This is a genomic window from Enterobacter cloacae complex sp. 302F9 (assembly GCF_050030335.1).
Classification (GTDB): Bacteria; Pseudomonadota; Gammaproteobacteria; order Enterobacterales; family Enterobacteriaceae; genus Enterobacter; species Enterobacter hormaechei_C.
In genome coordinates this window covers 1-24832 of sequence record NZ_JBLGUC010000001.1, presented here as the reverse complement: position 1 = coordinate 24832, position 24832 = coordinate 1, and the positions used below count along the sequence as shown (strand labels likewise).

Below are 24832 nucleotides of genomic sequence, written 5' to 3'. Positions count from 1 at the left end.
GCGAAGAGACGTATTATGGAAAACGCAACTATCACTACTTTAACCGCACAGTTTCCTCTGGTTGAGGATCTGATTGCCCTGAAAGAAACCACCTGGCTTAACCCGCGCACCACGACGCTGGCGGAAGGATTGCCGTATGTCGGGCTGACCAAAGCCGACGTGGACGACGCGCACGCGCGCCTGAAACGCTTCGCGCCGTATCTGGCGAAAGCGTTCCCGGAAACGGCGGCAACGGGCGGGATTATCGAATCCGACCTGGTCGCGATCCCGGCGATGCAGGCGCGGCTGGAGAAAGAGTCCGGTAAGGCCATTCCAGGCACGCTGCTGCTAAAAAAAGACAGCCATCTGCCGATCTCCGGCTCGATCAAAGCGCGCGGCGGCATCTATGAGGTGCTGACCCACGCGGAGAAACTGGCGCTGGACGCCGGACTGCTGAGCGTCGAAGACGACTACAGCATCCTGCTGGAGCCGCGCTTTAAGGATTTCTTCAGCCAGTACAGCATCGCGGTGGGCTCAACCGGCAACCTCGGGATGTCCATCGGCATTATGAGCGCCCGCATTGGCTTTAAGGTGACGGTGCATATGTCCGCCGACGCCCGCGAGTGGAAGAAAGCCAAACTGCGCAGCCACGGCGTGATCGTCGTGGAATATGAGCAGGATTACGGCGTGGCGGTGGAGCAGGGACGCAAAGCGGCGGAAAGCGATCCGAACTGCTTCTTCATTGACGATGAAAACTCCCGTACGCTGTTCCTGGGCTATGCGGTGGCGGGCGAGCGCCTGAAGGCGCAGTTTGCCGAGCAGGGCCGCGTGGTGGATGCCGATCATCCCCTGTACGTCTACCTGCCGTGCGGCGTCGGCGGTGGCCCCGGCGGCGTGGCATTTGGCCTGAAGCTGGCCTTTGGCGATAACGTCCACTGCTTCTTCGCGGAGCCAACGCACTCCCCGTGCATGCTGCTGGGCGTTTACACCGGCCTGCACGATGAGATTGCCGTGCAGGATCTGGGCATTGATAACGTGACGGCGGCGGACGGGCTGGCGGTAGGGCGTGCCTCCGGCTTCGTGGGCCGCGCGATGGAACGCCTGCTTGACGGGTTCTACACCCTTTCCGACCAGAGCATGTACGACATGCTCGGCTGGCTGGCTCAGGAGGAAGGGATTCGCCTGGAGCCGTCGGCGCTGGCGGGGATGGCCGGGCCGCTGCGCGTGCAGGCGGATGCCAACCCCACGCACCTGGTCTGGGCGACCGGCGGCGGCATGGTGCCGGAGGATGAGATGGCGAAGTATTTAGCTAAAGGGAAGTAATTATGCCGGGTGGCGGCTACGCCTTACCCGGCCTACAGTTCGCGGCAGTTGTAGGCCCGGTAAGGCGCAGCCGCCACCGGGCTTATAAGCTCATAATTTGCTGAATGTGAGTAACTGCAAAGAGTAAAGACAGAGATAGCACAGCCAACGCAATCAGGAACTTATCCCGCACCGCTTTCGGCTGCGCAAAGTCGTTCTGCGCCACGTCCATCAGGTTACGGCTGCGGGTGTAGCGCCATAAAATGACGGCTACCAGCGCCAGCACAACAATGGAGATCCAGAATGGCGCCCCCGTGCGGTGCCAGTTGTGCTTAATGGCAAGAGCGATCAGCGCGCCATACCCCAGCAGCGTGCGCAGCCAGGCCAGCGAGGTTCGCTCCGGCTGAAGCCCGGAGTCCGCTTCCCGCCGTGCTTTGCGGCTATCCGGCATACAACACCAGTAACATCACTACGCCCGCAACCATCAGCAAAATCGTACTAATGATGAGCAAGCCGCGCGTGTAGGGGAGATCCTGCTTCAGACGCATCGCCTTTTCATTTCTAAGCCAGCGCAGATAGCCATAAATCGCCAGCACACCGGCAATCAGGCACAGCAGCAGGGCCAGCACTTCGCGAATCAACGGGGTGGCAAAATCGGGGGCGAGCTGATCAAGACCGACACCTGCGGCCAGAAAGCCCAGGGCGGTGCGGATCCACGCTAAGAACGTGCGTTCGTTAGCCAGTGAGAAGCGGTAGTCCGGTGCTTCACCGAGGCGGGAAATGTTCATGAAGGTTCCTTGTCGTGCTGCATGCAGGCTTCAGCATAGCGTAATTCAGCCAGGACAAGGAGACCGGCATCTGGCGATGCCGGTCAGGAAAATTAATGCAGTTCCGGCCAGTACTCTTTGTTGGCTTCAATCAGATCGTCCAGAATCGCCTTCGCCACCGACGCGCTCGGTACGGTTTTCGACAGGGTAATCGCCTGCCAGAGTTTCTGATACGAGCGCTGCTCCCAGGCGTCCACCACCAGTTTTTCCACTGCCACCTGCTGGCTCATGAGTCCTTTCTGGAAGTGCGGAATATCACCCACGGTCAGCGGCTCCGGTCCGTTGTGGCCGACCAGACAAGGGATTTCTACCATCGCGTCGGCGTCAAAATTATGGATAGCCCCATTGTTAGGCACAATCAGCAGCATGCGTTCCTGGGTATTAAAGGCGATCGCGGTCGCCAGATCGACGATGTACGACGCATGTTCGTCGATTTCCAGTTCACCGGCAGAAGAATGACCGGCTTCGATAATCGCCCGGCATGAACTGAATACATGCTTCTCACGGTGATCCATCACTTCATTGGCGCGGGTACGCTCCGGGTTGGAATGGGCGACCACATAGTCCGGGAACAGGTAATACTTCAGGTAGGTGTTCGGCATGGTGTCCGGATCCAGCGCCTGTACGTCTTTAGCCTTGGCGAAAGTATCATTCCAGCTCGCTTCAGTATGCGCATCTTCCGAAGGCGGAACATAACCGTTTTTCGCCACGTATTCGCGCAGTTTCGGCATCAGATCGTTGCCGTTCAGATCTTCAATCGACGTCCACCAGCCGAAGTGGTTCAGACCGTAGTAGCGCACGCGCATCTCTTTGCGGTCTTTCAGACCGACGATTTGCGCCATACGTCCTTCAATGCCGATCGGCATGTCGCAGATGTTGAGAATTTTCGCGTTCGGACGCAGGCGGCGCGTGGCTTCCGCGACAATCGCCGCCGGGTTGGAGTAGTTCAGCATCCACGCGTTCGGGGAGTACTGCTCCATGTAATCCACCAGCTCCAGCACGCCGCCGATGGAGCGCATGCCGTAGGAGATGCCGCCCGGCCCGCACGTTTCCTGGCCCAACACGCCGTGGCGCAGCGGGATTTTTTCATCTTTTTCACGCATGGGGTATTTGCCCACGCGAATATGCGCCATCACGAAATCCACATCGGTAAAGGCCGCTTCAGGATCGGTGGTGTAACTAAATTCAATCTCCGGCGCCTGCTCCTTAAGGATGATTTTGCACGCCTCGGCGATGATCTCCTGACGTGCTCCGTCATTGTCATAGAACTTCAGCGCACGCAGCGGGAAACGGTCACGGTTGGCTAACAGCATCAGGACGATACCAGGCGTGAATGTACTGCCGCCGCCTGCAATAACAACTGAGAATTTTTTCATGATATAGCCTCTGTCAGAGTGGTTTGTTCGTTTGTTAAAGGGGTTTTCATCAGCGATTCCAGCTGGTCGCGCACCTGAGGAACGTGCAGACCGACAATCACCTGTATGCCGTTGCCGCGCCGCACCACACCGTGTGCGCCCAGGGCTTTGAAGACGTCGTCGCTTTGGGTTTTCGTCATATCCACCAGGGCGATACGCAAGCGGGTGGCGCAGTTATTGATACTTTCGATGTTTGCTGCGCCGCCGAGCGCCTGTAAGAACCCAGCAGCCTGCCCGACCTGCTGGCTGGCTGCCGCCGGGGCGGTGGTTTGCCCGCGCGCGGCCTTATAGTCGGCTTTGTTGTAGAGTTTGATTTCGCTCTCTTCCCGGCCCGGCGTTTTGAGATTCAGACGTTCGATAAGCGTCCTGAAAACCACGAAATAGAGAGCGGTGAAGCAGAGGCCGATGCCAATCTGGGTGAATACCGTCGAGGCGTGGTTATGGAACATCGGGATCCAGTTTTGCGGCAGGAACTGGTCCAGCAGACCGCCCCCCATGTTCCCCACCACCCCGAAGGTATACATCACCGTCGCCATCGTTGCGGCCAGCACGGCGTGGATGGCAAACAGCAACGGCGAGATAAACAGGAAGGTGAACTCCAGCGGTTCGGTAATGCCCACCAGCACGGCGGTAAGCGTGGCCGGGATCAGCAGACCTGCCACTTTGACGCGGTTCTCCGGCGACGCGGTATACCAGATAGCCAGCGCAATACCGACTGAGCCAAACACCTTAGAGTTGCCGTGCAGCGCGAATCCGCCCTCCGGGAACAGCGTTTTCAGCGGCACAGTGCTCTGGCTGAATTCCTGAAGGTGCTGTGCCCAGTAGACCTGAATGCCGCCTTCTACCGCAGCCGGGCCGAAGATAAACGGGCCGTAGACAAAGTGGTGTAATCCGGTTGGGATCAGAATGCGTTCCAGGAAGGTATAAACCCATACGCCCAGCGCGCCAGCGGTACGTAGAAAGGCCTGCAACGACTCAATGCCCATCTGCACTTTCGGCCATCCCAGCAGCGTCAGCCAGGCGCAAGGGATCATGACGAAGAACGCGAGGATAACGACAAACGAGGTGCCCTGGAAAATCCCCAGAAAGACCGGCAACGGCTTGTCGAAAAATCGGTTGTGGATGGCGGTGACGAGCCCGGAAATGATAATCGCCCCGATGATGCTGGTATCAAGCGTTTTGATTCCGGCAATCATCGCCAGCCCGCTGCCGGCAGTGGGTTCAGCAGAGAAGTCGACGCCAAAGAAGTGACCCCAGGTCATCCCCATCGCGTTGATAAAGTAGTTCCAGGTCAGGAAGCTAATCAGCACCGCCAGACAGGCGCGGCCCTGCGCCTGCTTTGCCAGGCCAATCGGTAATCCGACAGCAAAAATCAGCGGCATATTTCGGAACACCGCCCAGCCGCCCTCTTCGATGATGTGAACAATTTGCGCGAACAGATTATCCGGCGCGGTTAAGGCCTCACCGACAAACAGCGGATTGCGAAGCATGATGGCGATCCCAACCACGATCCCGGCAAAGGGAAACAGCAAAACCGGGGTGAACATGGCGCCGCCAAAACGTTGTATTTGACTGAGCATTTTTAAATCCTCATGAAACAACCTGTAGGGGATAGAGGCCTTTATGGTTTTTTACTGGCCTGAGGTGAGCATAAGAACTTACTGATGCAGCAACATGGTATGCCGCTGCGATTCGTGATCGCATTCATGGTTTTAATTTGACCAATCAGGTCTACTTTTTAAACTAAACATAGACAAGTTAAGACGTAATCCACGCCATGATGTGCGCAGAGAGGTCTACTGGTGATCTACAAATCAATTGCCGATCGGCTACGGCTGCGGCTGAATTCCTCGGACTACAACATTGGCAGTCCGTTACCCGGAGAAAAAGCGCTGGCAAAGGAGTTTGGCGTAGCCCGGATGACCATCCGCAAGGCGCTGGATCTGCTGGTAAGCTGGGGGCTGGTTGAACGTCGACACGGCAGCGGGACGTTCGTGGCGCGCAAAGACGTTCATCATGAAACGACTAACCTGACCGGGCTGGTGGAAGTGCTGCGCCAGCAGGGGAAAGAAGTGCAGAGCAAGGTGTTGCAGTTTGAAGTGATGCCCGCGCCGCCCGCCATCGCCAGCCAGCTGCGGATTCAGGTTGATGAGCGGATCTATTTTTCAAGGCGGGTGCGTTACGTGGACGGAAAACCGCTGATGCTGGAGGACAGCTTTATGCCGGTGAAGCTGTTCCGCAATCTTTCCCTGGCGCATCTCGAAGGGTCTAAGTTTGATTACATCGAGAAGGAATGCGGGATCACCATCAGCGGCAACTACGAGAGCCTGACGCCGGTGCTGGCAGATAAACAGCTGGCCGGTTATATGAATGTGCCGGAACAGACGCCGCTGCTGCGCATCACCTCCCTTTCCTACAGCGACAGCGGCGAGTTCCTCAATTATTCCGTGATGTTCCGGAACACCAGCGATTACCAGGTGGACTACCATTTGCGGCGCATCCACCCGGAAGACTTATTAGCCCATCCCCCAGAACAGCACCGCCAGTAGCTGCGGGGTGATGATGCGCAGAAACATCACTAGCGGATAAACCGTGGCGTAGGACAACGCCGCCGCGCCGCTGGTGGCGTGCAGGTTATTGGCGAACGCCAGCGCGGGCGGATCGGTCATGGAACCGGCCAGCATGCCGCACAACGTGAGATAGTTCATTTTAGCGAAGATACGTGCCAGTAATCCGACCGTTATCAGGGGGATAGCGGTAATAAATATGCCGTATCCTACCCAGCTCATCCCTTCGCCGTTGACCAGAGTATCGACAAAATCGCCGCCGGATTTCAGCCCCACCACCGCCAGAAACAGCACGATGCCCAACTCCCGCAGCGCCAGGTTAGCGCTCGGCGGCATAAACCAGTAGAGCTTACCGATGGAGCCGATACGCCCGAGGATCAGCGCCATAATGAGCGGCCCGCCTGCCAGACCCAGCTTCAGTGCTACCGGGAAGCCGGGCACGTACAGGGGGATGGAGCCAAGCATGACGCCAAGCCCGACGCCGATAAAGACCGGCAGCATCTGCACCTGCTGGAGTTTTTGCTGGGCGTTGCCCACCATGTCCGCTACGGCATCAATGGATGAGGGACGCCCGACGAGGTTGAGAATATCACCGAATTGCAGGCTGGCATCCTGGCTGGCCACCAGCTCGACACCGGCGCGGTTAAGCCGGGAGATCACCACGTCATAACGCTCTTTAACCTGCAAATCGCGTATTTTCTTGCCCAAAACCTTCTCATTGGTCACTACCACCCGCTCCACGCGCATGTCCGTTCCACGGGTTGAGAGTGAGGTATCCACCTCCTGACCAATCACCAGCCGGGCATTGTTTAAATCCGCCGGTTGCCCTACCAGATGCAGGAGATCGCCGTGCTGAATAAGGGTATCCGGTGAAGGCACCATCAGCGTTTCATCACGTTTCAGGCGGGAACAGATAATGGTCGCGCTGTTCAGAATGGGAACATCCTGAATCGCCATATTGTTCAGATTAGGGTTTTCGACGCGAATATTGATAGTTTTAATGAGCGCATGGCCGTTGGTCAGCGTGCTTTCATGCTCTTTTGCCTCCTGCTCGACGTTAACGCGGAACAGCACGCGCACCAGCCACATCGAGAGCAAAATACCGCAAATGCCAAACGGATAGGCCATGGCGTAGCTCATCCCCATCTGATCGACGACATCAGCAGGGATACCCAGATCGCGCAGAATTTGCTGGCCCGCCCCGAGCGCGGGCGTATTCGTGACGGCGCCGGAGAAGATGCCCAGCACGACGGGCAGCGGAATCGCGAAGAGTTTATGCAGAATGGCGGTAACCAGCCCCCCCATCACGACGATGCCGAAGGCAAAGAGATTAAGGCGTAAACCGGAGACGCGCAGGGAAGCGAAGAAGCCCGGCCCCACCTGAATACCGATGGTATACACAAAGAGGATCAGGCCGAACTCCTGGATGAAATGCAGCATATCGGCGCTGAGCACCCACCCAAGCTGGTCGGCAAAATGGCCGACAAAAATCCCGCCGAACAGCACCCCACCGATGCCAAATCCGACGCCGCGGATTTTGATATTCCCCAGCCATAGCCCCACTACCGCGACAAGGGCCAACACGCTAACGGTTAACGCGATATCACTCATGATCCACATCCTGTGTATAACCATAGTTATGCTAAGGATTCTCTCAGAGCTGACGGCGGTTGTATGGGCGATGGCGCACAAAAAAGCCCTGCCGGGGCAGGGCTTCATGGCATCTGTGAGCGAGTCGGGTGGCGGCTGCGCCTTACCCGACCTACAGGATCGGCAGGTTTGCCACCCGGCAAAAACGTGGTTTAGCTGTTCAACGCCGGGCGTTCGCTAATGGCGATGCGCTGAGGCGCAATGGCTTCCGGCACGTTACGGGTGAGGTCAATGTTCAGCAGCCCGTTAGTGAACGTCGCGCCAGAAACTTCCATATGGTCTGCCAGGGTAAAGCTCAGGCTAAACGGCTGAGTGACAAGCCCCTGATGCAGCCATTTGGTCTCGGTGTCTGGTTTTTCCGGTGACCCTTTCACGGTCAGGCGCGTACCCTCAAGCTGGATGTCGAGATCTTCCTGGCGGAACCCGGCCAGCGCAAGCGTGATGCGGTAGTGGTTATCATCGCTTTTTTCGATGTTGTACGGCGGAAAGGTCTGCTGTTCGGTTGCGCTTTGCAGCGCGTTAGCCAGTTTGTCAAAACCGATCCACTGACGCAGCAGGGGGGATAAATCGTAGTTACGCATACTAAATCTCCTTCTGAGAAGCGAGTTCGGCACAGTTTAATTTTGTGCACAGTTGTACCTGCAAACCCTTGCGGATTCGCATATGCTCCCGTTACGGCAAGCAAGTTCGGGTGGGCCGCTCACGCGACCCGCGTAATTAGTTGATTTCGATACGACGCGGTTTTTTCTCTTCCGGAATCACACGTTCCAGTTCGATAAACAGCAGGCCGTTCACCAGGTTCGCGCCCTTGACGTGGATGTTCTCAGCCAGCTGGAACTTGCGCTCAAAGTTGCGCTCTGCGATGCCCTGGTAGAGGTAGGTTCGTTCTTTCTGCTCGGCCGTATGGGAGCCTTTCACCACCAGCAGATTGTCCTGCGCGGTGATCTCCAGTTCGCTCTCTGCGAAACCGGCAACAGCAATCGCAATGCGATAGTGGTTTTCGTCAACCAGTTCAACGTTGTAAGGAGGATAGCCGTTGCTCTGGCTCTGGTTGTTTTCTAAGTGGTTGAACAGACGATCGAAACCAATGGCAGAACGGTATAGCGGAGAGAGATCGAAATTACGCATGGATAAATGCTCCTGAAATCAGCGAGAAAATGTAGCCTTCCACCATGGACAGGCTTCTGCTTCCCCGAACACCCATCAGGCGTGTCCGTTATCGGGTTACATTCTTAAAATGGGTCTGGATACGGCCTTTTCAAGACTGTTGATGTGAGATTTTTTTGCACTTTGCTGGTTGTCGCATAGACTCAGGGGCACAGCACAAAGGGTTAAATTGCGATGACGACCACAGTGCGGGAGTTTTGAGCTATCCATTTTGGACGCGCCTCGCTATAACCCTGAGTTGCAGGTCAATGCCGTGCTACTAAAGATGACTGAGTGATGATGAGAAATGTTCTGATTAAGCTGGCGTCGTTCAGCGGGGTTGTTTTACTTTGCGGGTGTTCGAGCGTGATGTCGCACACCGGCGGTAAAGAAGGAACATATCCGGGGACGCGCGCCAGTGCCGCAATGATCTCTGATGATGAGACAAACTGGGGTACCAAATCTCTGGCGATTCTTGATATGCCGTTTACGGCGGTTGCCGATACGCTTCTGCTGCCGTGGGATATGTTCCGCACCGACAGCTCAGTGCGTTCGCGCGTTGAGAAAAGCGAGCAGGAAAAGCTGGCGACCAATTCCGTCATCCCGCCCGCAGAGATGCCTCCACGCTAATTCTGTGCGGTTTCCGTTAGCCACAGCTGGCGGAAACCGTCCTTCTCTTCCATCCATGCAATAAATCGTCCGTCCGGGGAAAACACCACAGCGTCAGCAGACGGCGGATTGCCGTGATCGGACGTCAAAAACGTCACCTCTCCGGTCTGCGCATCGCAGCAGGCAATACGGCCTGCAAGCACAAATCCCAGCCCGTTGCCGGAAGGATGCCAGTTAAAGGCCGACTGAATATCACGCTCAGTGTGGGTTAGCTGACGCGGCTCGCCGCCCTCAGGGGAGATAAGCCACAGCTGCACAACGGCGTTATCGTCCCGCATTAAAAACGCAATCTGCGTCCCCTGCGGATTGCTGCGCACCCAGTGGCGCGGTACGTTCACCAGCCCCGGATACGCCTTCTGATGGGTGAAGGTTAAGCGACGTTGCGTTACGCCCGCAGGCGGCGCGGGCATTGTATCAGGCGTTCCCTGCAACGGCGCATCGCCCGCCCGTTTCCAGCCCTGCTCGTCTTTGGGGAGATCGACAATAAACAGTTCGGGCACTTTCTCGCCTTTCGCAGACACCGTATCGCCGATAAACGCCAGCCTGTCGTTGCCCACCCAGCCCTCTTCATAGGCGCGGTTTACCTCATCGCTGCCCGGTTTCGGGTTCGGCGTTGTACGGCTTACCAGTACGCTCCAGAAGGTGCCGGCATATTCCCGCGGATGGTTCCCCTGTGGGTTTACTGGGCCAAAAGGCGCCGCCACCCCGACGTTACGCAAATCCAACTGCGGATCGCGCGCGTGCAGCACATGGTCGTTGTAGGTAAAGCTGACGAACTGCCCGTTCGGGCTAAAAACGTGGACGTGGCTGCCGCCACGCAGCGCGCCTGCGGTGTAAGGCGCGGTGATATCCATCGCATCAAGATTGCTCACCTGACCATTGTGCGCAATCACCCCCTGACGATGGTGAAAATCATACTGCCAGTCTGCATCCGGGTTTTTCGGGCCGTGGATAAAAACATATTTGTCCTGCGCCGGATGAACGGTTACCACGCCGACATGCGCGCCGTCAGTCGCACGGTAGATCGCCTCAACCTCGCCCGTACTAACATTGACCCGCTCAATGGTTTCACCGGTAAACGACGCGCCGGACGGGCGGACATCATAGACAAGCCACTGGCTGTCTGGCGTCCAGGTGTTGATGTTGGTGAGCTGGTGGTTGCGGGAAGCGAAGGTGATTTGTTTCATGAAAATACCCTGATGCGCGGTTATCGCATCAGGGTAAAACATCCGAAGGGATTAGCCTACTCGTTTAACGTCGCCGACCAGCAGGATGTAGGAGAGCGCCCCGATCAGCGCCACGGCAGAGATATACACCAGAGCCGGACCAAAGCCGTAGTCCTGCGCCAGGTAACCGATGACCAGCGGTACGGTGATCCCGCCCAGGCCGCCAACGAAGTTAAACACGCCACCAGTCAGGCCGATCAGACGCATCGGCGCCAGGGACGACACCAGCGACCAGGTGATGGAGGCAAAACCGTTTCCGAAGAACGCTACCGCCATCAGGGTCATGATCCACACCGGATCGTTGGTGTAGTTCGCTCCCATGATGCAGGTAGAGATCAGCAGTCCGCAAATAATCGGCGTTTTACGCGCAACGCCCAGCGAGAAACCTTTTTTCACCAGCTTATCCGCCAGCCAGCCCGAGAGCAGGACGCCGAAAAACGCCGCAAGGAAGGGTACGGTGGTCATAAAGCCCGCCTTCAGCGCGGTAATACCTTTTTCCTGGGTCAGATAGTTCGGGAACCAGGTGAGGAAGAACCACAGCGTGGAGGTCACCGCGAACTGTCCCAGATACACGCCCACCAGCTTACGGTGGAAGACCAGCTTCCAGTCCGCTCTGGTCAGCGGCTGGCGCGCCTCTTTTTTCACGGGCGCATCGCCATCCACCAGGCCACCGCCGTCGCGGATGTAGTCCAGTTCGGCTTTGGTGATGCTTTTGGTCAGGCGCGGCGGCTGATAAACCTTAAACCAGATGAGCGACCAGATAATGCCGATCCCGCCGGTGACGATAAACACCCAGTGCCAGCTCAGCAGCTCCTGGATCCAGATTAACAGCGGCGTCAGAAACGCCAGACCAACAAACTGCCCGGAGGTGTAAAAACCAACAGCGGAAGCGCGTTCGTGTTCAGGGAACCAGCTGGTCACCATGCGGTTGTTGGTCGGAAACGCCGGCGCTTCAAACACCCCGGTGATGGCGCGCAGGCCAATCAGCGACATCAGCCCGGTGGCGAAGCCCTGGAACAGGGTCGCCACGGACCAGCCAAAAATAGCGATAAAGTAGGTCAGACGTGAACCCACGCGGTCAAGGAACCAGCCACCGGGGATCTGACAGAGCGTATACAGCCAGGCAAACGCCGAGAAGACGTAGCCCATTTCCGCTTTGGTGATGCCAAACTCTTCCTGAATATGAGCCGATGCCACGGCAAGGTTGGCGCGGTCGACATAACAGATGACCACGGTAATAAAGATCATGATCAGCGTCAGGTAACGACGACGCCCGGTTTTTGCAGCAGTAACTGGAATATCCATCGCAATCTGTCTCCAGATTTTGGGCATAGCGAAGCCGCTCACCATGCCCTGTAATTTACAGAGGGTTATATTTTTTCTATGTACGTTTTTTTTGCCCGGTGGCGCTTCGCTTACCGGGCCTACGAGAGAGTAGGCCGGATAAGCGTAGCGCCATCCGGCGATTTACCACTCGGCTACGGAACCGTCTTCATGACGCCACAGTGGGTTACGCCAGTCCGGCGCACTTTTACTCAGCTCAATGACTTTAGCTTCGTCGATCTCCACGCCAAGGCCCGGCTTCGTTAACGGTTTAAAGAAACCACCTTCCATGCTGAAGTCTTCTTTGTTTTTCACAAAGTCGAGCAGCTCCGCGCCCTTGTTATAGTGAATGCCCATGCTTTGTTCCTGGAACACCGCATTGCGGGAGACGAAGTCGACGTGCAGGCAGGCCGCCAGCGCAATCGGCCCAAGCGGACAGTGCGGCGCCAGCGCCACATCGTAGGCTTCTGCCATTCCGGCAATTTTGTAGCATTCGGTGATGCCGCCCGCGTGGGAGAGGTCCGGTTGCAGGATCGCAATACCGCCCGCTTCCAGCACGCGTTTAAACTCGAAGCGCGAGAACATGCGTTCCCCCGCCGCGATGGGAATGTGCGTCTGTTCAGCCAGTTTCGGATAGTATTCCGCCTGCTCGGCCAGCACCGGCTCTTCGATAAACAGCGGGCGATACGGCTCCAGCTCTTTAATCAGCACTTTGGCCATTGGCGCGCTGACGCGGCCGTGGAAATCCAGACCAAACTCAATCTCGTTGCCGAAGGCTTCACGGATTTGCGCCACGGTATTCACCGCCCGGTCTACCGCGCGCGAGTTGTCGATAACGCCCATTTCTTCGCAGCCGTTGAGTTTGAAGGTGTCAAAACCGATGTTGCGCAGTTGCCGGATACCGTCGATCACTTCCGCAGGGCGGTCACCGCCCACCCAGCTGTAGGCTTTGATTTTGTCGCGCACCAGGCCGCCCATTAATTGCCAGACCGGGGCATTCAGCACTTTGCCTTTGATATCCCACAGCGCCTGATCAATACCGGCGATGGCGCTCATCAGAATCGGCCCCCCGCGGTAGAAGCCCGCGCGGTACATCACCTGCCACAGGTCGTTGATGCGTGCCGGATCCTGGCCAATCAGGTATTCGCCCAGCTCGTGCACCGCGGCTTCAACGGTGCGCGCACGGCCTTCAATCACCGGCTCGCCCCAGCCAACCACGCCTTCGTCGGTTTCGATTTTCAGGAACATCCAACGCGGGGGTAAACGGTACGTGGTGAGTTTGGTTATTTTCATTGCACTGCCTCTCGATACGCTTTCACAAATGCTGCCGCCTGCTGTGCGGTACGCTCAACGGGCTGACCGGCACGATAGAGATCGCTGCCCAGCCCCGCGCCCACACAGCCCGCGCTCATCCACTGGCCCAGGTTTTCCGGCGTGACGCCGCCCACGGCAAAGACCGGCACGCTGGCGGGTAAGACCGCTTTCAGCGCTTTGATGTAATCCGGACCAAAGGCCGACGACGGGAAAATTTTGAGAGACTGTGCGCCCGCATCGAGGGCGGCAAAGGCTTCTGTGGCCGTGGCGCAACCCGGGCAGACGGTCATGCCGTAATCCACCGCCCGGCGGATCACCTCGGGGTTGATATTCGGTGTGACGATAAGCTTGCAGCCCATTTTCGCCAGTTCATCCACCTGCTCCGGTTGCAGCACGGTGCCTGCGCCAATCAGCGCCTTATCACCAAACGCCTTCACAATTGCCGGAATGCTTTTTTCCCACTCCGGGGAGTTGAGCGGGATTTCCACCGCGTCGAACCCGGCGTCGATCACCGCGCCAACGTGCGCTAAGGCCTCACCGGGCGTGATACCGCGCAAAATCGCGATCAGGGGAAGTTCAGTTTGCCACTGCATGAGCGATGCTCCTTATGCCTGCCTGAAATGCCGTGTCGCCTTCCACCGCAGCAACATCCCGTCCGATAGCGTGGAACGCCTGGCGGTAACGAGACGTCAGCGATGAACCCGCGACGAGCGTGATGGCCTGCTGCCCGGCGAACGCGTCGCTCAGAGTGGCGACTTCTGCGCCAATCAGCAGGCCGGACAGAAATTCGCTGACCTGTTCGCGCGGAAGATTTCCCAGCACGTGCGAGGCGCGAACCTCAAAAAGTTGCGGCAAAACGGCAGGGGATGCGATCCCGCGCTCAAGCCCGGCGGCAAAAGCTTCCGGCGAAGGGGTCTGCTCCGGCAAACCGGCCCCCACCAGCGAATGCTTAAGCAGCAAGTGGTGCAGTTCGCCGGTCATCACGGTGCGGAAATCATGAATTTGCTCAGCATCCGCCTGGACCCATTTGCAGTGCGTCCCGGGCATGACGTAGACAGAAGAAGGAGAAAGGGTGCGCGCCCCGAGCAGCTGCGTCTCTTCGCCGCGCATCACGTTATGGTTATCGTCGCGAGAGACACATAAACCGGGAATAATCCAGACATTGTCGCCAACGGACGTTAACTGCTCGCCAACGGCGGTGAAATGCACCGGAACCGACAGGTAAGGCGCGACCTTCCAGCCCACGTTACTGCCGACCATTCCGGCCATCACCACTGGCGTAGTACCGTCGCGCCAGTTTTGTGTCACTTCTGCTAACACCGCTGCGGGGGATTTACCGTTCAGGCGCGTCACACCTGCTTCTGATTGCCTGCTTTCCAGGCACTGCTCACCCTGGTAGAGCCAGGCGCGCAGATTGGTCGATCCCCAGTCAATTGCGATGTAGCGTGATGTCATGTGATTTCCTTCAACCTTCGTGTCGAGCTGGCGATCATGGTCAGCGCCGCCTGCTCTGCCGCATCGCCGTCCTGATGCCGTATCGCATCGAACAGCGCTTTATGTTCCTGAAGCGTTTTCGGCATGTTGGCCTCATCGCCCATCCAGGTACGTTCAAATACTGCTCGCTGTAGCGAGCTGATCGCCACGCTAAGCTGCTGTAAAACCGGGTTATGCACCGACTGCAATACCGCTTCGTGGTAACGAATGTCCGCTTCGTTGAACGCCTCCCGATTCTGGTTATTGGCGATCATGTCGTTTAAAGCCGACTCAATCTGTGCCAGGTCACCTGACGTTGCGCGCTCTGCCGCCCAGCGGGCGATGGCCGGTTCCACCAGATTTCGGACTTCGCTCATCGCGCCGATGAGCCGTGGGTCGTAGTCGTTTTCCAGCACCCATTGCAGAACATCGGTATCGAGGTAGTTCCACTGGTTACGCGGCGCCACAAACGCGCCGCGATAGCGCTTCATTTCAATCAGCCGCTTCGCCATCAGCGAGCGGAACACTTCCCGAATGATGTTGCGCGAGGTTTCAAACTCCTCGCACAGTTCCGCCTCTGCTGGCAGCGGCGAACCGGGAACGTATTTGCCACCCACAATCTGAGTGCCCAGCGTGATGACAATGCGATCGGTTTTATTGAGTGTCATGGAGAGTCCTTGTGCTCTGTAAGTCCATCACTACTTTACCGCGACCGCTGAATTTCGCCTCACTTTTGCAGTACAAACGTGAGGCCTTTCGTCTTTGCCGTGGTGACAATGTAGTACAATCAATTAATGTTGTACTACAATCCAGATCACAAAAAGAACAATTTGATAAATTCAGGGCCAAAAAAAGCCCCGGTTAATAACCGGGGCTAATCTTTCAAAGCACTTGTTACGACAGAACGAATTTCTCGATCGCCCAGGCAACGCCGTCTTCCAGGTTAGATTTAGTCACGAAGTTCGCCACTTCTTTTACCGACGGGATGGCGTTATCCATCGCCACGCCCATGCCCGCATATTCGATCATCGCAATATCGTTTTCCTGGTCGCCCAGCGCCATGATCTCCTCAGGCTTGATGCCCAGCGCATCGGCAAGCGATTTGACGCCCGTGCCTTTATTGACGCGTTTATCGAGAATTTCGAGGAAGTACGGCGCACTTTTCAGCACGGTGTATTTCTCTTTTACCTCAGCCGGAATGCGTGAGATGGCTTTGTCGAGGATCGCGGGTTCGTCGATCATCATTACTTTCAGGAACTGGGTTGCCGGGTCCATGTTTTCCGCTTCGCAGAACACCAGTGGAATGGTTGCAACGTAGGACTCGTGCACCGTGTAGTAGCTGATATCGCGGTTGGCGGTGTAAAGCGTATTGCGATCGAGCGCGTGGAAGTGAGAGCCCACGTCGCGGGAGAGTTTTTCCAGGAAACGGTAGTCATCATAGCTCAGTGCAGTTTGCGCCACCGTGCTGCCATCGGCTGCCTTTTGCACCAGCGCGCCGTTATAGGTGATGCAGTAATCGCCAGGCTGGTTCATGTGCAGCTCTTTCAGGTAACTGTGCACCCCGGCATACGGGCGTCCGGTGGTGAGCACCACGTTCACGCCTTTTTCGCGTGCGGCGGCGATCGCATTTTTAACGGCAGGAGAGATAGTGTGGTCTGGCAGCAGCAGCGTGCCGTCCATATCGATTGCAATGAGTTTGATAGCCATGAGGTCCCCGGGATAAATGAGTGCTACCTCATGCTAACGCGATTAAGCACACAAAAATAGAGCTACCTTGCGCAACAAAAAGCCCCTTTTACGTTTATCCCGGGAACGGGAACTCACTCGCGGGTGAGAACGATTTTGCCAAACGCACCGCGATCCAGATGTTCAAGCGCCTGTTCCAGCTCTTCAAAGCGGTAGCGATGCTCAATCACCGGTTTTAACTCCGTGACATCAACAGCACGGACAAAATCTTCCAGCGCCCGGCGGTGTCCAACCCCAATCCCCTGAATGACGGGAGATTTCAGCAACAGCTCGCTTGCAGGCAGAGAAATTTCTGTCCCGGCCAGCACGCCAATGACCGATATCCGCCCATGAACGGCAACGGCGCGCAGGGAATGTCTCAGGTTCTCCCCACCCACCGTTTCGATAATATGGTCGATGCCGCGATCCTGTGTCAGTGCCAGCGTATTTTCAGCCCAGTCGCCTTTCAGTCGGTTGATGCCCTGGCTGGCCCCCAGCTTTTTGGCCCGCGCCAGTTTTTCATCACTCCCCGACGTAACAATAACTTCTGCGCCGTGCGCTTTTGCTATCTGCAAAGCGTATAGCGCCACACCGCCCGTCCCTTGTACCAGCACCGATTGCCCGGCGCGCAGCTGACCACGTTCCACCAGCGCAAACCAGGCGGTGAGCCCCGCGCAAGGAAGCGTGCTGGCCTCAGCGTCATCCAGGCTTTCCGGGGACGCCACCAGCGCGTTTTCACTCACAATCACATATTCGGCCAGCATGCCCTGGAAGTATCCACCGGACGTTTTATAGGGCAAATCGCGCGCGTCTGCCTGCGGCTTGCCGTCGATCCATTCCGGGAAGAAGGTTGAGATGACGCGTGCGCCGGGCTTGAAACGCGTAACGCCTTCGCCGATGCTGTCCACTACGCCTGCCATGTCAGATGCTGGGGTAAACGGGAAGGAAAGCGGAATCGGCATCGTGCCTTCAATCACCATTTTATCCCGGTAGTTGAGCGCAACGGCTTTAACCCTTACGCGAACCTCCCCTGGGCCTGGCTGTGGAACAGGCTCCTGAACGAGCCTGAGGCTTTCACGACCAAGGGCATCCATTGACCAGCGTTGCATTGTTTCAGTCATTTTTTTCTCCTGTCATCAGATGATTTTCAGTTCTGACAGTCTACCGTTGACTCAGCGTCGCCAGTGGCGATAAGTTTTCCCTTCATTGATGACCAAATTGACACAATCCGTCCATGACCGATACGCTGAAAGATATTCCCGTTTTCGTTGCCTCCGTTGAGGCAGGAAGTTTTGCCCAGGCCGCCGTCCGTCTGCATTTGTCGCGCTCGGCGGTAGGAAAAAGCATTGCTCGTCTTGAAGAGAGGCTGGGGGTTCGTCTGTTTCATCGGACCACCCGCAGTCAGAGGCTGACCGATAACGGCGCGCTTTTTTATGAACGCTGCCTGCGCGCGCTGGAGGAGATCCGTGGCGCTGAATCGCAGCTTGAAACCGGAAAACATCAGGTCAGCGGTCGGCTGCGTGTTGCCGTGCCGGTGCTGTTTGGTCGCCAGTGTATCGCCCCGCTGCTAATAGAGCTGGCGCAGGAGCATCCCGGGCTTGAGCTTGAAATGTCCTTCAGCGACCGCGTCGTGGATCTCGTGGAAGAAGGGTTTGATATGGCGGTGCGCAATGGCGCTCTGGCTGACAGCAGCGTGCTGGTCGCCAGAAGGCTGGGGGAGCACCGGATGGTGCTGTGCGCCGCGCCGGATTACCTGTTTAAGAATGGCCAGCCGCAAACCGTTGATGATCTACGCCAGCATACGGCCATTAACTACACGCGTGCGGGCAGAGTCCTACCCTGGCAGCTGATGGATTACGATGGCACGTCGCGCACGTTTATTCCCCGCTCATCGCTCAATATGGATGATTTGCAGGCGATCTGCGACGCGGCGCTGGCCGGCCACGGCCTTGCATGGTTACCCTGCTGGATGGTCATTAAAGAAATTCAGCAGGGAGATCTTGTCCCGCTCTTAAAGCAGGCCCCGGATGTACGCTTCGACGTTCATGCCGTCTGGCAGCAGACGCCACACCTGCCGCTAAGGGTAAGAATTGCCATAGATATGCTGGTCAAACGTTTACCGGCAGTGATGTCGCTGGAGTTTCCTGCGTCCATAAAAAAGCCGCGCTGAAGCGCGGCCAGTTATGCTGTCGTAAAGCGACGATTAAATATCGATATTCGCCGCCTTCAGGGCGTTCTCTTCGATGAAGGCGCGACGTGGTTCAACCGCATCGCCCATCAGGGTCGTGAACAGCTGATCCGCTGCGATTGCGTCTTTAACGGTGACGCGCAACATGCGACGGCTTTCCGGATCCATGGTGGTTTCCCACAGCTGATCCGGGTTCATTTCGCCCAGGCCTTTATAACGCTGAATAGAGAGACCACGACGGGACTCTTTTACCAGCCACTCCAGCGCCTGTTCGAAGCTGGCTACCGGCTGACGACGTTCGCCACGTTCGATAAACGCATCGTCTTCGATCAGACCGCGCAGCTTCTCGCCGAGGGTGCAGATACGGCGGTATTCCGGACCGGTCACAAATTCGTGCTCCAGCGGGTAGTCGGTATCGACGCCGTGGGTACGCACGCGGACGATCGGCTCGAACTGCTGCTCAGCGTTCTGCTGGACGTCGAACTTCCACTGGCTGCCATGCTGCTCTTTCTCGTTCAGCTCGCTCACCAGGGTGTTCACCCAGCGGGTGACGGTCTGCTCGTTGCTCAGATCGGCTTCGGTCAGGGTCGGCTGGTAAATCAGCTCTTTCAGCAGCGCTTTCGGATAGCGACGCTCCATACGGCCAATCATTTTCTGCGTGGCGTTGAACTCGGAGACCAGACGCTCCAGCGGCTCACCGGCCAGCGCTGGCGCGCTGGAGTTTGCGTGCAGGGTCGCACCATCAAGGGCGATCGCGATTTGGTACTGATCCATCGCGTCGTCATCTTTAATGTACTGTTCCTGCTTGCCTTTCTTCACTTTGTACAGCGGCGGCTGGGCAATGTAAACGTGGCCGCGCTCAACGATTTCCGGCATCTGACGATAGAAGAAGGTCAACAGCAGCGTACGAATGTGCGAGCCGTCGACGTCCGCATCGGTCATGATGATGATGCTGTGATAGCGCAGTTTGTCCGGGTTGTACTCGTCGCGACCAATGCCGCAGCCGAGCGCGGTGATGAGCGTCGCCACTTCCTGAGAAGAGAGCATCTTGTCGAAGCGCGCTTTCTCAACGTTAAGGATTTTACCCTTCAGCGGCAGAATCGCCTGGTTCTTGCGGTTACGGCCCTGCTTCGCAGAACCGCCCGCGGAGTCCCCTTCCACAAGGTACAGTTCAGACAGCGCCGGGTCGCGTTCCTGACAGTCAGCCAGTTTGCCCGGCAGGCCTGCCAGGTCCAGCGCGCCTTTACGACGGGTCATTTCACGCGCTTTACGCGCCGCTTCACGGGCACGCGCCGCATCGATAATTTTACCCACCACGATTTTCGCGTCGGACGGGTTTTCCAGCAGGTATTCGCTCAGCAGTTCGTTCATCTGCTGTTCAACCGCCGATTTCACCTCAGAAGAGACCAGCTTGTCTTTGGTCTGTGAGGAGAACTTCGGATCCGGCACCTTCACGGAGACCACGGCAATCAGGCCTTCACGGGCATCGTCACCGGTGGCGCTGACTTTCGCTTTTTTGCTGTAGCCTTCTTTGTCCATGTAGGCGTTCAGGGTTCGGGTCATCGCCGCGCGGAAGCCCGCCAGGTGCGTACCGCCATCGCGTTGTGGAATGTTGTTGGTGAAGCAGTAGATGTTTTCCTGGAAACCGTCGTTCCACTGCAAGGCCACTTCCACACCGATACCGTCTTTTTCAGTAGAGAAGTAGAAGATATTCGGGTGAATTGGCGTTTTGTTCTTGTTCAGATACTCAACGAACGCCTTGATACCACCTTCGTAATGGAAGTGGTCTTCTTTGTTGTCGCGTTTGTCGCGCAGACGAATCGACACACCGGAGTTCAGGAACGACAGTTCACGCAGGCGTTTCGCCAGAATGTCGTACTCGAATTCGGTGACGTTGGTGAAGGTTTCGAGGCTCGGCCAGAAACGCACCATGGTACCGGTTTTATCGGTATCACCCGTGACGGCCAGCGGAGCGTCAGGCACGCCGTGCTGGTAGATCTGACGGTGAATTTTGCCTTCGCGCTGGATAACCAGCTCCAGCTTCTGCGACAGGGCATTTACTACGGATACGCCTACGCCGTGCAGACCGCCGGAAACTTTATAGGAGTTATCATCGAACTTACCGCCTGCGTGCAGAACGGTCATGATGACTTCCGCAGCAGATACGCCCTCTTCCGGGTGAATACCGGTTGGGATACCACGACCGTCATCGGTAACGGACACGGAGTTGTCCGCATGGATCGTGACCACGATGTCTTTACAGTGACCCGCGAGCGCTTCGTCGATAGCGTTATCTACCACCTCGAATACCATGTGGTGCAGACCGGTGCCGTCATCCGTGTCGCCGATATACATACCCGGGCGCTTACGCACCGCATCCAGCCCTTTCAGGACTTTGATACTGGAGGAGTCATAAGAATTCGACATCAACGTTTCTCGCTCATTTCAACTTGGGTTAATCCGTTATTTTACCCTTTTCCACGGTAAACATCTTCGAATTTTCGTCCGACATGTCTATAACGTGTTCAGCGCTAATGGCGCTGACGAAAACCTGCGACTGCGTGGCTTTTAAGCGGCTGGCAAGCAGCCCGCGCCGCGCGTCGTCAAGTTCCGAGGCAAAATCATCTATCAGGTACAGGCAGCGTCGCCCGCTCTCTCGAGTGAGGAACTCCCCCTGCGCCAGGCGCAGCGCGCACATCAGGAGCTTCAGCTGCCCGCGCGACAGCGTGTCTTCCACCGGCGCACCGTCGGCACGAATGCGGAAATCCGCCTTGTGCGGGCCGTGCGCGGTGTAGGTCAACATGCGATCGCGCTCGAAGCTTCTCTCTAACACCTCGGCATAATCCGTCTCTTTTTCCCAGCCACGCTGGAAAGAGAAGGTGAGAGAGAACTCGGGTAAAAACTGTTTGCAGGTGTCGGCCATGTCTTCGGCGATACCTGCGCTGTATTCGGCACGCCAGCGGCTGATTTGTTCCGCAAGAGGGATGAGTTCCATGTCCCACGGACGCAGCTGAGCGTAGCGCGTGACCTGGCGCAATGCGGCGTTACGCTGTTTAAGCAGACGCTTCAGGTTGCTCCAGGCGTTAAAGAAACCGGCTTCATTGTGAAAGCATCCCCAATCGAGGAACGCTCTTCTGTATTTGGGGCCGCCGTTGAGTAAAGTAAACCCCTCGGGCGTAATCAGCTGCATCGGCATCAGCAGCGCCAGCTCCGCCACCTTGTGGCCATCGGTGCCGTCAATGCGCACCTTGCTGTCGCCCTGCTTGTCTTTGGTCAGGCCGATGGCGGTTTCCCGCTCTGCGCCCTGCAAACGCCCGTGCAGAACAAAAGATTCCTGCTCGTGGCGAATCACGCGACCAATCTGCAAACTGCGAAACGCCCGGCCGTGGCCGAGCGTATAGATGGCTTCCAGCACGCTGGTTTTGCCGCTGCCGTTCGCGCCAACCAGGAAGTTAAAGCCAGGGGATAAAGCGAGATCCGCGCTTTCGATATTGCGAAAGTCGCGGATCAACAGACGGGTGAGCGACATTACAGTCTCATTGGCATGACAACATAAGCAGCCGACTGTGATGCGGCATCTTCAATCTGTACGCTCGAAACGGAGTCAGTCAGCAGGATGCGAACGTTCTCGCATTTCAGTGCATTCAGCACATCCAGCACATAGCTGACGTTGAAGCCGATTTCCATCTCAGCCCCGGCGTAGGTGACGTCCAGAATCTCTTCTGCCTCTTCCTGCTCCGGGTTGTTGGCGGTGATTTTGATCTGGTTTTCACTCACGTAAAGACGTACGCCGCGGAATTTCTCGTTGGAGAGAATAGCGGCACGCGCGAACGCCTGCTTGAGGATGTCGCAACCCGCCTCCAGCGTTTTATCCGGGTTCTTCGGCAATACGCGGCGATAATCCGGGAAACGACCGTCTACCAGCTTCGATGTGAAGACAAAATCGCCCACGTGGGCACGAATATTGTTGCTGCCAATCTGCACGCGCAGCGGCGTTTCACCGCCGTCGAGCATACGCATCAGTTCAATTACGCCTTTACGCGGTACGATCACCGAATGGTTTGGCAGTGAATCGCCAATCGGCATGGAACAAACCGCCAGACGGTGACCGTCGGTCGCCACGGTACGCAGCTCTTCACCTTCGGTTTCGAACAGCATGCCGTTTAAGTAGTAACGAACGTCCTGATGCGCCATGGAGAACTGCGTGGCTTCAATCAGACGCTTCATCGTCGCCTGCGGCAGGGTAAATTCAACTTCGCTCTGCCAGTCATCCAGGTTCGGGAAGTCCGCAGCGGGCAGCGTGGAGAGGGAGAAACGGCTGCGGCCAGAGCGCACCAGCATGCGGTCGCCCTCCAGCTGCACGGCGATTTCAGCGCCTTCCGGCAGCCCACGGCAAATATCAAAGAATTTACGTGCCGGAACCGTGGTCGCGCCCGCGTCGTGCGGCTGAGTCAGCGTAACGCGCGCGATCATTTCCATTTCCAGATCTGTGCCGGTCAGCGACAGCGTACCGTCCGCGACCTGAAGCAGCAGGTTTCCAAGAATAGGCAGCGTAGGGCGGCCGCCTAATGGGCCACTCACCTGTTGTAGCGGTTTTAATAAATGTTCACGTTCAACGGTAAATTTCATAGCGTCACGATGATAATGTTCTGATTAAATTGGAAAAATCTTCTTTTATGTCGTGGCTTTCTTCGCGTAACTGCTCGATCTTGCGACAGGCGTGCAGCACGGTCGTATGGTCACGGCCACCAAACGCATCACCGATTTCCGGCAGGCTGTGGTTGGTTAGCTCTTTTGCCAGCGCCATCGCCATCTGACGCGGACGCGCCACCGAGCGGGAACGACGTTTAGACAGTAAATCTGCCACTTTGATCTTGTAGTACTCAGCCACCGTCTTCTGAATATTGTCGATAGTGACCAGTTTTTCCTGCAAAGCCAATAAATCGCGCAGCGCTTCACGCACAAAATCGATGGTGATCGCCCGACCGGTGAAGTTGGCGTTGGCGATAACGCGGTTCAGCGCCCCTTCCAGCTCACGCACGTTGGAACGCAGGCGCTTGGCAATGAAGAACGCCACTTCACCCGGCAGGCGAATGTCGTTCTCGTCGGCTTTTTTCATCAGGATCGCGACGCGGGTTTCCAGCTCCGGCGGCTCGATCGCCACAGTCAGGCCCCAGCCGAAGCGGGATTTGAGACGATCTTCAACGCCGTTGATCTCTTTTGGATAACGATCCGAGGTCAGAATGATCTGCTGATTGCCTTCCAGCAGGGCGTTAAAGGTATGGAAAAACTCTTCCTGCGATCGTTCTTTATTGGCAAAGAACTGAATGTCATCGATCAGCAGCGCATCAACGGAACGGTAGTAGCGTTTAAACTCTTCGATCGCATTGTTTTGCAGGGCTTTTACCATGTCCTGAACGAAGCGTTCGGAGTGCATATACACCACTTTGGCATTGGGCTTACGCGCCATAATGCCGTTGCCCACCGCATGCAGCAGGTGCGTTTTACCGAGACCCGTGCCGCCATACAGGAACAGCGGGTTGTAAGCGCCACCGGGGTTATCGGCAACCTGACGAGCCGCCGCGCGTGCCAGCTGGTTCGACTTACCTTCAACGAAGTTATCGAACGTGTGTTTCACGTTAACGTTAGAGCGGTAGGTAGGCTCAGCGGGGGCCGGAACGTTATCCCAGCCCTGACGAACCGGTGCAACGCGAGGCGCTGGAGCGGGCGCCGCCTGTGCAGGGGCTGCCACATTGACAACTTCACGAACGGTTTGGGTGACCGGCTTTGTGCCCACTTCAAAACGCAGCTGTGGGGCATCTGACCCGCAGAAATTGTTCAGCAGTCCATTGATGTTATTAAGGTATTTATCCCTTACCCAATCGAGCACGAAACGGTTTGGCGCATACAAAGCCAGCGTGTTATCGCTCAGTTCCGCCTGCAACGGGCGGATCCACATACTGAATTCTGTGGCTGGTAACTCATCCTGCAATCGGGCAAGACACTGCTGCCAAAGCGAAAGTGACAC

At 56.9% G+C, this 24832-nt stretch carries 23 protein-coding genes and 1 other annotated feature; of the genes, 4 read left to right on the top strand and 19 right to left on the bottom strand.

Annotation, left to right across the window (positions count from 1 at the left end; all coding sequences use genetic code 11):
• Nucleotides 1-15 precede the first annotated feature (15 nt).
• Nucleotides 16-1302 carry a D-serine ammonia-lyase gene (dsdA, locus tag ACQG0T_RS00115; RefSeq protein ID WP_058686456.1) on the top strand — a complete coding sequence of 429 codons (1287 nt, stop codon included), beginning with the start codon at nt 16-18 and terminating at the stop codon, nt 1300-1302.
• 82 nt (nt 1303-1384) lie between these two features.
• Here the strand turns inward: dsdA and ACQG0T_RS00110 are convergent, their stop codons facing one another.
• From ACQG0T_RS00110 to ACQG0T_RS00095, 4 genes are all read right to left on the bottom strand, one after another.
• Nucleotides 1385-1732, bottom strand: coding sequence for a DUF202 domain-containing protein (locus ACQG0T_RS00110; RefSeq protein ID WP_015570122.1), 348 nt, complete (start codon nt 1730-1732; stop codon nt 1385-1387).
• On the bottom strand, nt 1722-2069 hold the full coding sequence (locus tag ACQG0T_RS00105; protein ID WP_003861080.1) for a YidH family protein: 348 nt from the start codon (nt 2067-2069) through the stop codon (nt 1722-1724). The genes ACQG0T_RS00110 and ACQG0T_RS00105 overlap by 11 nt, the downstream gene beginning before the upstream one ends.
• A gap of 92 nt (nt 2070-2161) precedes the next feature.
• Entirely contained in the window at nt 2162-3484 is a 1323-nt protein-coding gene (locus ACQG0T_RS00100) for a 6-phospho-alpha-glucosidase (RefSeq protein WP_015570123.1), read from the bottom strand.
• Entirely contained in the window at nt 3481-5103 is a 1623-nt protein-coding gene (locus ACQG0T_RS00095; RefSeq protein ID WP_015570124.1) for an alpha-glucoside-specific PTS transporter subunit IIBC, read from the bottom strand. The genes ACQG0T_RS00100 and ACQG0T_RS00095 overlap by 4 nt, the downstream gene beginning before the upstream one ends.
• Before the next feature lie 222 nt (nt 5104-5325).
• On the opposite strand from ACQG0T_RS00095, the gene ACQG0T_RS00090 reads away from it, so the two are divergent.
• Nucleotides 5326-6072 carry a GntR family transcriptional regulator gene (locus ACQG0T_RS00090; RefSeq protein WP_017383690.1) on the top strand — a complete coding sequence of 249 codons (747 nt, stop codon included), beginning with the start codon at nt 5326-5328 and terminating at the stop codon, nt 6070-6072.
• Here ACQG0T_RS00090 and ACQG0T_RS00085 read toward each other — a convergent pair.
• The 3 genes from ACQG0T_RS00085 to ibpA all read right to left on the bottom strand — a co-directional run bounded on the left by ACQG0T_RS00085 (nt 6040) and on the right by ibpA (nt 8868).
• Nucleotides 6040-7701 carry a putative transporter gene (locus tag ACQG0T_RS00085; protein WP_017694020.1) on the bottom strand — a complete coding sequence of 554 codons (1662 nt, stop codon included), beginning with the start codon at nt 7699-7701 and terminating at the stop codon, nt 6040-6042. The two genes, ACQG0T_RS00090 and ACQG0T_RS00085, sit on opposite strands and share 33 nt — an antisense overlap.
• Nucleotides 7702-7892: 191 nt before the next feature.
• Nucleotides 7893-8321, bottom strand: coding sequence for a small heat shock chaperone IbpB (gene ibpB / locus ACQG0T_RS00080; protein WP_015570126.1), 429 nt, complete (start codon nt 8319-8321; stop codon nt 7893-7895).
• A 136-nt stretch (nt 8322-8457) separates the two neighbouring features.
• The gene (gene ibpA / locus ACQG0T_RS00075) at nt 8458-8868 is read right to left on the bottom strand and encodes a small heat shock chaperone IbpA (RefSeq protein ID WP_006177605.1); all 411 of its coding nucleotides are present in this window, start codon (nt 8866-8868) and stop codon (nt 8458-8460) included.
• Nucleotides 8862-8936: a sequence feature (ROSE (Repression Of Heat Shock gene Expression) occurs in the 5'-region of heat shock genes and acts as an RNA thermometer to modulate expression.), on the bottom strand. Its footprint overlaps the gene before it by 7 nt.
• A 247-nt stretch (nt 8937-9183) precedes the next feature.
• Here ibpA and ACQG0T_RS00070 point away from each other — a divergent pair.
• Complete coding sequence (locus ACQG0T_RS00070) at nt 9184-9516, top strand: YceK/YidQ family lipoprotein (protein ID WP_017383693.1); 333 nt, start codon at nt 9184-9186, stop codon at nt 9514-9516.
• On the opposite strand, the gene ACQG0T_RS00065 is transcribed toward ACQG0T_RS00070, so the two are convergent.
• The 8 genes from ACQG0T_RS00065 to ACQG0T_RS00030 form a co-directional block, all read right to left on the bottom strand.
• Nucleotides 9513-10742 carry a DUF3748 domain-containing protein gene (locus ACQG0T_RS00065; RefSeq protein ID WP_072204021.1) on the bottom strand — a complete coding sequence of 410 codons (1230 nt, stop codon included), beginning with the start codon at nt 10740-10742 and terminating at the stop codon, nt 9513-9515. The genes ACQG0T_RS00070 and ACQG0T_RS00065 overlap by 4 nt on opposite strands.
• 51 nt (nt 10743-10793) lie before the next feature.
• On the bottom strand, nt 10794-12131 hold the full coding sequence (locus ACQG0T_RS00060) for an MFS transporter (RefSeq protein WP_015570129.1): 1338 nt from the start codon (nt 12129-12131) through the stop codon (nt 10794-10796).
• Nucleotides 12132-12248: 117 nt separating this feature from the next.
• Entirely contained in the window at nt 12249-13397 is a 1149-nt protein-coding gene (dgoD, locus tag ACQG0T_RS00055; RefSeq protein ID WP_003861103.1) for a galactonate dehydratase, read from the bottom strand.
• Nucleotides 13394-14011 carry a 2-dehydro-3-deoxy-6-phosphogalactonate aldolase gene (locus tag ACQG0T_RS00050; protein WP_023295663.1) on the bottom strand — a complete coding sequence of 206 codons (618 nt, stop codon included), beginning with the start codon at nt 14009-14011 and terminating at the stop codon, nt 13394-13396. The genes dgoD and ACQG0T_RS00050 overlap by 4 nt, the downstream gene beginning before the upstream one ends.
• Nucleotides 13995-14873, bottom strand: a complete 879-nt coding sequence (locus ACQG0T_RS00045) for a 2-dehydro-3-deoxygalactonokinase (protein ID WP_003861107.1) — start codon at nt 14871-14873, stop codon at nt 13995-13997. The genes ACQG0T_RS00050 and ACQG0T_RS00045 overlap by 17 nt, the downstream gene beginning before the upstream one ends.
• The gene (gene dgoR, locus ACQG0T_RS00040) at nt 14870-15559 is read right to left on the bottom strand and encodes a D-galactonate utilization transcriptional regulator DgoR (protein WP_003861109.1); all 690 of its coding nucleotides are present in this window, start codon (nt 15557-15559) and stop codon (nt 14870-14872) included. Before dgoR ends, ACQG0T_RS00045 begins: the two co-directional genes overlap by 4 nt.
• 226 nt (nt 15560-15785) lie before the next feature.
• Nucleotides 15786-16598, bottom strand: a complete 813-nt coding sequence (yidA, locus tag ACQG0T_RS00035) for a sugar-phosphatase (protein ID WP_017383697.1) — start codon at nt 16596-16598, stop codon at nt 15786-15788.
• A gap of 113 nt (nt 16599-16711) precedes the next feature.
• On the bottom strand, nt 16712-17737 hold the full coding sequence (locus ACQG0T_RS00030; protein WP_271040494.1) for a zinc-dependent alcohol dehydrogenase family protein: 1026 nt from the start codon (nt 17735-17737) through the stop codon (nt 16712-16714).
• 113 nt (nt 17738-17850) lie between these two features.
• On the opposite strand from ACQG0T_RS00030, the gene ACQG0T_RS00025 reads away from it, so the two are divergent.
• Nucleotides 17851-18786: a LysR family transcriptional regulator gene (locus tag ACQG0T_RS00025; protein WP_017383699.1), complete on the top strand. Its 936-nt coding sequence runs from the start codon at nt 17851-17853 to the stop codon at nt 18784-18786.
• Nucleotides 18787-18819: 33 nt separating this feature from the next.
• Here the strand turns inward: ACQG0T_RS00025 and gyrB are convergent, their stop codons facing one another.
• From gyrB to dnaA, 4 genes are all read right to left on the bottom strand, one after another.
• Entirely contained in the window at nt 18820-21231 is a 2412-nt protein-coding gene (gene gyrB / locus ACQG0T_RS00020; protein WP_006808766.1) for a DNA topoisomerase (ATP-hydrolyzing) subunit B, read from the bottom strand.
• A 28-nt stretch (nt 21232-21259) separates the two neighbouring features.
• On the bottom strand, nt 21260-22333 hold the full coding sequence (gene recF, locus ACQG0T_RS00015) for a DNA replication/repair protein RecF (protein ID WP_000060091.1): 1074 nt from the start codon (nt 22331-22333) through the stop codon (nt 21260-21262).
• Nucleotides 22333-23433 carry a DNA polymerase III subunit beta gene (gene dnaN / locus ACQG0T_RS00010; RefSeq protein ID WP_015570134.1) on the bottom strand — a complete coding sequence of 367 codons (1101 nt, stop codon included), beginning with the start codon at nt 23431-23433 and terminating at the stop codon, nt 22333-22335. The genes recF and dnaN overlap by 1 nt, the downstream gene beginning before the upstream one ends.
• A gap of 4 nt (nt 23434-23437) precedes the next feature.
• Nucleotides 23438-24832 (bottom strand): chromosomal replication initiator protein DnaA (gene dnaA / locus ACQG0T_RS00005; protein ID WP_426723733.1); only part of this gene is annotated, 1395 nt, incomplete at its 5' end.

Excerpts from the sequence above, each read along its gene's own strand:
- ACQG0T_RS00100 (WP_015570123.1), bottom strand. The coding sequence starts at position 3,484 with ATGAAAAAATTCTCAGTTGTTATTGCAGGCGGCGGCAGTACATTCACG.
- dgoR (WP_003861109.1), bottom strand. The coding sequence starts at position 15,559 with ATGACACTCAATAAAACCGATCGCATTGTCATCACGCTGGGCACTCAG.
- ACQG0T_RS00050 (WP_023295663.1), bottom strand. The coding sequence starts at position 14,011 with ATGCAGTGGCAAACTGAACTTCCCCTGATCGCGATTTTGCGCGGTATC.
- ibpA (WP_006177605.1), bottom strand. The coding sequence starts at position 8,868 with ATGCGTAATTTCGATCTCTCTCCGCTATACCGTTCTGCCATTGGTTTC.
- ACQG0T_RS00105 (WP_003861080.1), bottom strand. The coding sequence starts at position 2,069 with ATGAACATTTCCCGCCTCGGTGAAGCACCGGACTACCGCTTCTCACTG.
- ACQG0T_RS00085 (WP_017694020.1), bottom strand. The coding sequence starts at position 7,701 with ATGAGTGATATCGCGTTAACCGTTAGCGTGTTGGCCCTTGTCGCGGTA.
- dsdA (WP_058686456.1), top strand. The coding sequence starts at position 16 with ATGGAAAACGCAACTATCACTACTTTAACCGCACAGTTTCCTCTGGTT.
- ACQG0T_RS00030 (WP_271040494.1), bottom strand. The coding sequence starts at position 17,737 with ATGACTGAAACAATGCAACGCTGGTCAATGGATGCCCTTGGTCGTGAA.
- ACQG0T_RS00065 (WP_072204021.1), bottom strand. The coding sequence starts at position 10,742 with ATGAAACAAATCACCTTCGCTTCCCGCAACCACCAGCTCACCAACATC.
- yidA (WP_017383697.1), bottom strand. The coding sequence starts at position 16,598 with ATGGCTATCAAACTCATTGCAATCGATATGGACGGCACGCTGCTGCTG.
- ACQG0T_RS00045 (WP_003861107.1), bottom strand. The coding sequence starts at position 14,873 with ATGACATCACGCTACATCGCAATTGACTGGGGATCGACCAATCTGCGC.
- ibpB (WP_015570126.1), bottom strand. The coding sequence starts at position 8,321 with ATGCGTAACTACGATTTATCCCCCCTGCTGCGTCAGTGGATCGGTTTT.
- ACQG0T_RS00110 (WP_015570122.1), bottom strand. The coding sequence starts at position 1,732 with ATGCCGGATAGCCGCAAAGCACGGCGGGAAGCGGACTCCGGGCTTCAG.
- ACQG0T_RS00095 (WP_015570124.1), bottom strand. The coding sequence starts at position 5,103 with ATGCTCAGTCAAATACAACGTTTTGGCGGCGCCATGTTCACCCCGGTT.
- dnaN (WP_015570134.1), bottom strand. The coding sequence starts at position 23,433 with ATGAAATTTACCGTTGAACGTGAACATTTATTAAAACCGCTACAACAG.
- gyrB (WP_006808766.1), bottom strand. The coding sequence starts at position 21,231 with ATGTCGAATTCTTATGACTCCTCCAGTATCAAAGTCCTGAAAGGGCTG.
- ACQG0T_RS00060 (WP_015570129.1), bottom strand. The coding sequence starts at position 12,131 with ATGGTGAGCGGCTTCGCTATGCCCAAAATCTGGAGACAGATTGCGATG.
- ACQG0T_RS00070 (WP_017383693.1), top strand. The coding sequence starts at position 9,184 with ATGATGAGAAATGTTCTGATTAAGCTGGCGTCGTTCAGCGGGGTTGTT.
- ACQG0T_RS00025 (WP_017383699.1), top strand. The coding sequence starts at position 17,851 with ATGACCGATACGCTGAAAGATATTCCCGTTTTCGTTGCCTCCGTTGAG.
- recF (WP_000060091.1), bottom strand. The coding sequence starts at position 22,333 with ATGTCGCTCACCCGTCTGTTGATCCGCGACTTTCGCAATATCGAAAGC.
- dgoD (WP_003861103.1), bottom strand. The coding sequence starts at position 13,397 with ATGAAAATAACCAAACTCACCACGTACCGTTTACCCCCGCGTTGGATG.